Source organism: Protofrankia sp. CiP1_Cm_nod4 (assembly GCF_982290645.1).
In genome coordinates this window covers 22464-30169 of the sequence record NZ_CEVIVC010000035.1, presented here as the reverse complement: position 1 = coordinate 30169, position 7706 = coordinate 22464, and the positions used below count along the sequence as shown (strand labels likewise).

At 72.6% G+C, this 7706-nt stretch carries 6 protein-coding genes; 5 read left to right on the top strand and 1 reads right to left on the bottom strand.

Going from position 1 to position 7706, the window contains the following annotated elements; genetic code table 11:
* The first annotated feature begins 302 nt into the window (after window positions 1–302).
* The gene (locus tag AC5LSR_RS09355; protein WP_250286915.1) at window positions 303–470 is read left to right on the top strand and encodes a hypothetical protein; all 168 of its coding nucleotides are present in this window, start codon (window positions 303–305) and stop codon (window positions 468–470) included.
* Window positions 471–622: 152 nt separating this feature from the next.
* A complete protein-coding gene (locus AC5LSR_RS09350) occupies window positions 623–865 on the top strand; it encodes a hypothetical protein (RefSeq protein WP_250289592.1) in 243 nt (80 codons plus the stop codon).
* A 247-nt stretch (window positions 866–1112) separates the two neighbouring features.
* Here AC5LSR_RS09350 and larB read toward each other — a convergent pair whose 3' ends face one another.
* Window positions 1113–2069: a nickel pincer cofactor biosynthesis protein LarB gene (gene larB, locus AC5LSR_RS09345; protein ID WP_250286917.1), complete on the bottom strand. Its 957-nt coding sequence runs from the start codon at window positions 2067–2069 to the stop codon at window positions 1113–1115.
* 417 nt (window positions 2070–2486) lie between these two features.
* Between larB and pheA the strand changes: the two genes are divergently transcribed.
* The 3 genes from pheA (at window position 2487) to AC5LSR_RS09330 (ending at window position 6830) form a co-directional block, all read left to right on the top strand.
* A complete protein-coding gene (pheA, locus tag AC5LSR_RS09340) occupies window positions 2487–3428 on the top strand; it encodes a prephenate dehydratase (protein WP_250286919.1) in 942 nt (313 codons plus the stop codon).
* A 743-nt stretch (window positions 3429–4171) separates the two neighbouring features.
* Window positions 4172–5524: an NsdA family TPR-like regulatory protein gene (locus AC5LSR_RS09335; RefSeq protein ID WP_493464749.1), complete on the top strand. Its 1353-nt coding sequence runs from the start codon at window positions 4172–4174 to the stop codon at window positions 5522–5524.
* A gap of 94 nt (window positions 5525–5618) precedes the next feature.
* Window positions 5619–6830 (top strand): phosphotransferase family protein, encoded by a 1212-nt coding sequence (locus tag AC5LSR_RS09330; RefSeq protein ID WP_493464748.1) that lies wholly within the window; start codon window positions 5619–5621, stop codon window positions 6828–6830.
* The last annotated feature ends 876 nt before the right edge of the window (window positions 6831–7706 follow it).

The window sequence follows — 7706 nt, the reverse complement described above, 5'->3', positions numbered from 1 at the left end:
GAGAACGGCAAGGGAAACTATTACTACTCAGAGTGCCGATCTTTTGGGGTATCACCCCGTCCGGAACTGGGCGAAAGCGATCTCTCGTTCAGTTCGTCGCTCTTTCTGTTGATGTCGGATTCCTCGCGGTTGTGTGTACACCGGTCGAAACGGGTCACGGAGGAGGCGCGGAGCGGTGTGCGCCGGCCACTGCCCGACCGGCGATTCTCGCTGGTCCCGACGTCTTCGGCAACGGTTTTCGGTGACGGTTTTCGGCGATGCTGCGGTTTTCGACGGCGTTGCCCGGGGAAGGATTCCCCAGCATGTTCGCACGGTGCGGAGCCAGTATGCGCCTGTCCCGCTCGGTCCGGATGCCGGGTCTGGCGCACCGCCGGGCCCGGCCCCGCCGACGGCGGCCGGTGCCGGCCGTGGCGGCGGCCCGCGGGATCGTCGACCAGCGGACGAAGGTGGCGCTCGGCCCGGCCGCCTGACCGGTCATGGGTGCCGGCGATCCGCCGGCGTCCGGTGTCGGCGGCCGGCGCCGCCGCGTGGGCGGTGCGACGAGAACCGGCGCGACGAAAAGAGGTTCTTACAGCGAGAAAAAGTGGAACATTTTCCGCGATCTTTGTTCCGGGGAGAACTCTTGAGTGTTTTCGACAGTCTCATGCACGGACTCGACGAGGGCGACCGTGACCGGGCGCTGGATCTGATCAGGGACCGGATCAGCCAGGAACGCCACCGGGCCGAGGGCGGCGACGCGGTGCGCCGGGTCGACCGGGGGACCGGCCTGCGCCGTGGTGGTGCCGGTACCGGTGCCGGTGCCGGTGCCGGTACCGGTGGCCGCCGCATCCCCGCCCATCGGGACTCCCACCGCCGGGAGCGTTGACCGGCGCACGGCCGCGACGCGGGCAGGACGCCCGTCCGGGCCGACAGCGGGCCCGGACACGCCAGCGGACCTGGACCCAGTGGACCTGGACGACAGCGGAAACCACTGAAACCAGCCACAACCACAACCAGTGCCCGTCGTGCGTAGGTGGAAAGGGCTGTCCGGACGACGTTTTCCACCTACGGGCATCGAAGCCGTAGGTGGAAAAGAGCTGTCATGACAGCGGTTTCCACCTACGACTGTGGGGTTACGACTGGCGGGCGTCGGACGCCGAACGGCGGACGACACGGGCCGCGAAGACGCCCGCGCCGAAACCGTTGTCTATGTTGCACACCGCGATGCCGGGAGCGCACGAGGTGAGCATGGCGAGCAGTGCGGTAAGCCCGCCGAGGGACGCGCCGTAACCGACGCTGGTCGGGACGGCAACGACCGGTGTGCCGACCAGCCCGCCGATCACGCTCGGTAGGGCTCCCTCCATGCCGGCGATGACGATCAGGCAGTCGGCCCCAGCCAGCTGGTCACGGACGGCGAGGACCCGATGCAGCCCGGCGACCCCCACATCCATGATCGTCTCAACGCCCGCCCCGGACGCGCGGGCGGTCAGCGCGGCCTCCGCGGCGACCGGGGCGTCCGACGTCCCGGCGCAGACGACGACAACCCGGCCGCGAGCCGGGGGCAACGGGCCGACGGCAACCGTGACCGCACCCTGTGACACACCGGCCGCATGACTGGCAAAGGCCTCATGACCGGCGAAGATGGAGCGGCCGGCGGTGCCGGTACGGCCGGTGGTATCGGCATGCTCGGCGGTGCGGCCGGCCGCCGCGGAGGGTGTGCTGACAGCGTCGCCGGACGCCCAGGCCGCTGTCCGCGCGGACATCGTGAGCTCGTCCGGCCAGCGCGCCCGCAGCGCCGCGACGGTGGCGGCGTCGGCCCGCGTGACCAGCGTCGGACGGCCGGGGCCGGCAGTCCGCCGCAGTTCGGCGACGATGCCGACCGTCTGCGCCGGGGTCTTGCCGGCGGCGTAGACGACTTCCGGGTCGCCGGTGCGAAGCCCGCGGTGGGTGTCGACACGGGCGTACCCGAGGTCGCTCCAGCCGCCGCCGTCGCCGAGCGGGCCCGCGGCCAGGCGTGCCAGGGCGTCGTCCGGCCCGACCGTGCCGGAGGCCACGGCATCCAGCAGGAGCCGCACATCCTCCGTGTCCATACCGCCGACCCTATGGGTCCGCCGCCTGGATCTCTGCCGCCTGTTCGTGCCGACGGCCCGCCCGCGCCGCCGCTGTCCGGCCCGCCGGAACGGCCGGGCGGGGCCCACGGATGCGATCCGTCACCGGACCGTAGGATCGTCGAGGTGGGAGACGTGGAGCCGGCAGAGCTGACGACGGGCCCGGTGCTGGATGCCGGGTGCCCGTTCGCCCGGTATCCAGCACCTCGTACCGTTGAGAGATCCGCTTGGGACGCGTCCGGGCTCTTCTCCTCCTGGGCACTGTCGGGGCACGGTCGGGGGCTGCCGCGATGTCCGTTGCCCCGGTGACCGGCTCCGCCATGGGGGCGCCGCCCGCCCCGGCGGTCCCGCCCCGTCCACGTGGAAGGCTGTCGGCATGACATCCGGAAGGTCGTCGGTATGACGTCAACGACGCGTCTGGTCTATCTGGGGCCGCCCGGCACGTTCTCCGAAGCGGCGCTGATGACCCTGCCGATCGCCGACGGGGCCCGGCTCGACCCGCTGCCGAACGTGGCGGCGGCACTGGACGCGGTCCGCCAGGGGGACGCCGACGGTGCGCTCGTCCCGTTCGAGAACTCGGTTGAGGGCTCGGTGTCGACGACCCTGGACGAACTGGCCGCCGGTGATCTGCTCCAGGTCACCGCCGAGGTCGTGCTCCTGATCCGGTTCGCTCTGCTGGCCCGGCCCGGGACCGTGCTCGACGCGGTGCGCACGGTTTCCAGCCATCCGCACGCCCAGCCGCAGTGCCGCCGGTGGCTGGCCAAGAACCTGCCCGACGCGCGGTGGGAGCCGTCGTTCAGCAACTCCGAGGCGGCCCGCCGGGTCCAGGCCGGGGAGGTCGACGCCGCGCTCGCCGGCGCCTTCGCCGCCCCCCGCTACGGCCTGTCGGTGCTGGCCGACGACGTCCAGGACGTCGACGGTGCGCAGACCCGGTTCGTGCTGGTCACCCGCCCGGCCCCGCCGCCGCCGCCCACCGGGGCCGACCGCACCACGGTGGTGCTGTTCGAGCGGGACGATCATCCCGGCGCGCTGCTGGAGATCCTGACCGAGTTCGCCGTCCGGGGGGTCAACCTGACCCGGCTGGAGTCCCGGCCGACCGGCGCGGGGCTGGGCCGGTACTCCTTCTCGATCGACTGCGAGGGGCATGTGGCCGAGGCGCGGGTCGGGGAGGCGCTGTCGGCGCTGCACCGCCTCTGCGCCGAGGTGCGTTTCCTGGGCAGCTATCCGCGGGCGGACGGACGGGCCGGGGCGGTGCGGCCGAGCACGTCCGACGATGCCTTCCACGAGGCCGCGGTCTGGCTGTCCGGCCTGCGCGGGGACACCCGCGGCCGAGGCCGCTGACGGATCCGCGGCCTGCCAGCAGTGACGGCCTGCCGGGTGCGCGCACTGCCCTGACCGGGAGGACGGGGGCCCTGACCGGGAGGACGGGGGCCGGTATGGCCGTGGTGGCGGCCGTCGGCTCCTTCACCCGCGTGATTCGACAGTATTCGGTCATGCATTTCTGACCGCTCTGGGACGGATATACACTTTTTGACCAGCTCTCTGGGGGTTTGCGGATCCGAGGCGGACGCGATGCCCCCGGATCGTCGTGGTGGGTCGTCCGAGGCTGGAAGGGGCGATCGAAGCCGCGGATGATTACTGTGCGTCACGTCCGGTTGGTCCAGATAGTGATCGCTTGTGTCGTGGTCCGCACGTGTTCTCTCCCGCTTCTCTGTCAGGTCGCGACACTTCGGCATTTTTTTGTGTTACCTTGAGTTACATTCTCGCTACCAAGAGGGTTCGCCCGGGTGGGCGGACGAGTTGCCTCGCCGACAGGGAGGCCAGGGAGTGCGGTAGTCATGATCGATACTGGCGAGCTGTCCCTGCCAGTGCCCCGGGAGCCCGGACCAGCGGGACCGGTGGAGCCGGTCCAGCGGGAATCCCCGTCGCGCCGGGGGCCGCGCGAACAGCCGTGTGAAGAGCCGCCGTGGGAGGAACGGCGGAAGGGGCCCGGTCACACCGCTTCCGGCCCGTCGGCCGGCTCGGCCGGCATCTGGCCGGCGCTGCCGGGTGCGCAACGGCCCGTTCCGTCCACCGCGCCGGTCATGCCGGTCGCGATCCCGGCGGCCCGTACCCCTCCGGATGATCGCTTGGATGTCCGCGCGGCACCGGCGCCGCCAGGCCACGCGCTCCCGCCAGGCCACGCGCTCCCGCCAGGGCCTGTGATCCGGCCGGGGCGGGTGGCTGCCGGGTTTCCCGCGGGCTCCCCCTCGGACGGGCAGCCCCCGCCGTCAGAGCCGACGGTGGACGCGGGCCCGCCGATGTCCGACCGCAGGCAGTTCCACCTGTATGCCGGTGCCGCCATGGTGGGCGCGCTCCTCCCCGACACGCAGCTTGCGGATCTTCTCGACGCGCACGGCACGACCGCGCAGGCCGCGATCGCCCATGCCGAGGGATGGCTGGCCGGCCTGCTCGCCACCCACGAGCACACCCCGCCCGCCCAGATGGTCACCGAGACGGTCCGGCTGCGGCACTACCTGGACCAGCTCGCCCAGCGCCAGCTGACCGGCTCCGATGCCCGCCGGCTGCGCGTCACCGCTGGCCGGGCCACTGTCCTGCATGCTGACGCCGCTTTCAAGCTTGGCCAGCCCGAGGTGGCCGGGGCCCTGGCCGCCGCCGGTTTCGCGGCCGGGGAGTGGGCCGGGGACGGCCCGTTGCGGGGGTCCGCGCGTGAGATCGGGGCGGTCGCCGAGTTCTACGGCGGCCGTCCGGACGCGGCCCTGCGGCTCGCCCAGGACGGGCTGCGGTATGTCAGCGCGGGCCCGGTGCGGGCTCGGCTGGTCTGTCAGGAAGCCCGCGCGCTGGCCGCGCTCGGTGACGTCCGGGGCGCTGCGCGCGCGCTCGACCTGGCCTATGACCTCGCCGACATGATTCCCGTGGAACATTGGGGATCTCCGGGGCCGGGCTTCGACACCTTTCACCCGGTCGAGGTCGCCTACAACGCGACCACGGCGCTGTGCCTGCTCGGGCGGTCCCGCGCCGCCGAGGAACACGCGCAGCTCGCCATCCCACGGCTGGACGCGATGAACGCGCCGGGGTTCCGGTCGGTGATCCGTCTTGATCTGGCGTTGGCGCTGGCCCGCCAGGGCCGCCTTGAGCTCGACCGGGTGTGCGCGCTGGCCACCGAGGCGATTTCGATCTCCTGGGGGCGCACGGTGGCGTCGGCGTCGAACCGGGCCGACCAGCTGCTCGCGATGACCCGGGCGCACGGGGATGTCCGGGAGGTCCGGGAGCTCGCCGCGTACGTCCGGGGATGGCAGCGGGAGGGCCGACGTCAGCCGGCCGGCCCGGACGAGGCTGCCGCCGGAGCGGGCGCCGCCGGGTCGCGGGCTGCCGTCAAGCAGGCCGCCGGAGTGACGGCTGCCAGGACAACGGCCCCCGCGGGAAGCGAGCGGTGAGTCATGGCCGGCGCTGACCCCGTACAACCTCCGTAGCATCATGATAACGGACGGTGCATATCACGTGAATCACTTGAACGGCGCACGAAGGCCGGTGAGTGGCCCGGCCGCCGGTGACGGGCGTTTCACCGTCGCCCGGGCCTGGGAAGTTCTTCGGGAGATCTGCGCGGAGGCCGGCCTGGACGGCCAGGACGCGGAAATCATCAAAGTCGCAGCGAACGCGGTTTTCCGGCTGCCCCGGGCCGGGGTGGTCGTCCGGATATCCGGGTCGCGGGCGATGGCGCACCGGGCGGACAAGGTCGTCCAGGTCGCTCGCTGGCTGGCCTGCCACGGTGTCCCGGCCGTGCGCCTGGCGCCGGGCCTGCCGGCGCCGCTGTGGATTGCTGGCACCGTGGCCACCCTGTGGGTCGATGCCGGCCGCGGGGAGCCGCTGGAGCCGCTGGAGCCGGGAGGGCCGCTGGAGCCGGCAGCCGGGGCTCCCCTGCCCGCCGTCGGCGGGGAGGCCCAGCCGCCTGCCGGGGCTCGTGGGCCGGCGGCCGGGCACGGGCCCGCGGCCAGGCGTGCGGCTCAGGGCCGGGCCGCGCCGCCGCGTGGCACGGCGATGCTCCCGGTGACCGGGCGGGCCGCGACCGGACGGGCCGCCACCGGGCGTGCGCTGCCGGAGCGTGCGGTGCCGGAGCATGCGGCGAGGAGGGGCCCAGCGGCGGGACGGGCGGCCACGGCCGGCGGCCCGCCGACAGCGGGCGATCTTGCTGTTGCGTTACGTCAGCTGCACACCCTGCCGCTGCCGGACGTTCCCCTGCCCAGTTTCGACCCGCTCGCCGACGTCCGGTCACGTCTCGCCGATGCCGAGGGGCTGCCCGCCGCCGACCTCGCGTTCCTGCGACGACTGGCCGCCCGCTGCGAGGCCGCTCTTGAAAGCGTGGTGTACGCCCTGCCGGCCGGGATCGTCCACGGCGACGCCCATCTGGGAAATCTCGTCAGAGCTCGTGACGGCAAGGTGCTGATATGTGATTTCGACGCCACCTGCCACGGGCCGCCCGAATGGGATCTGATCCCGCTGGCCGTCGGGCGGCTGCGGTTCGGCTACCCGCCGGAGCAGTATGCGGCGCTCGCCGCCGCGTACGGTTTCGACGTCATGCGCTGGCCGGGTTTCGAGGTGTTACGGGCGGTGCGGGAGCTGAAGCTGACGACGAGCGTGGTACCGGTCCTCGCGAGCAGCCCGAGAGTGGCCGCGCAGTTCGCCGTCCGTCTCGCCAGCCTGCGTTACCAGGACGAGACCGTCCGTTGGATGCCCTATTCCTGAGAGCATGACCAGCCCTGAGAAAACGTCAGGATCCTGACTGCCGTCATGGTTCTGGCGAAATATCAGGACACTGGGACCGGTCTGGGAATGCCGTTCTCGCAGGGAACGTCGCCCTGCTGCGAAGACGTCGTCTTCGCAGCGGCATTCGTCCGCTGTCGGCCGCGGCTCCCTCGGGACCGCATCCTCCGGGTTTGCCTCCGGTGCGGGTACGTCGACGAATCCACCGTTCGATGTCGCCATGTTATCGGACGGCTGTTGGTGGGTGTTCCTGGGAAGTGTCGTGATTGTGCCCACCATCCGGCGGCCGGCCCGGGCACAACGCCCTGGTCGGCGGAGCAACGGACGGCTCTGGCCGTCCGTGCGTCCGGCCGTCCGGATTCGTCGCCGCCCGCCGGTTGCCGTCCTGACGGGCCGCCCGCCAGCGCGGGTTGCGGGGCCAGGAGGGCTCTGCGGAGCCAGGCGGCGCCGAGTGGCGCCGGGTGGCGATGTCAGCGGCGGCAAGGGGCGCGTCGCCTCGGCCCCCACGGCCCGAGAGAGCACCGTCGCGCCGGATGGGTGCCCGCCGTTCGCGGGGTGCCCGTGGGGCCTGCCCGGACCGGTTCGTCGACCGCCTCGCCCGGCCCGTGCGCCGTTCCCGCCGCGGCCGTCACATCGTCGTCCGAGGAGGGTCCGTCCGTGGGGGCCTTGCGCGGGGCCCGTCCGTTGCTCGAGGGGGGCCTTCGCCCGCGGAGATCACGGGATCATGCTGCCCACTGGCGCGGGACGGTGTCCGCGTCATCCGTGGGGTAGTGGTCCGCGATGGGTCGAAATATCCGTGGCCGGCTGCTGCCCGGGCGGTCGCCGGCTGGGCCGGACGGACCCGTCCGGCTGCGTGTG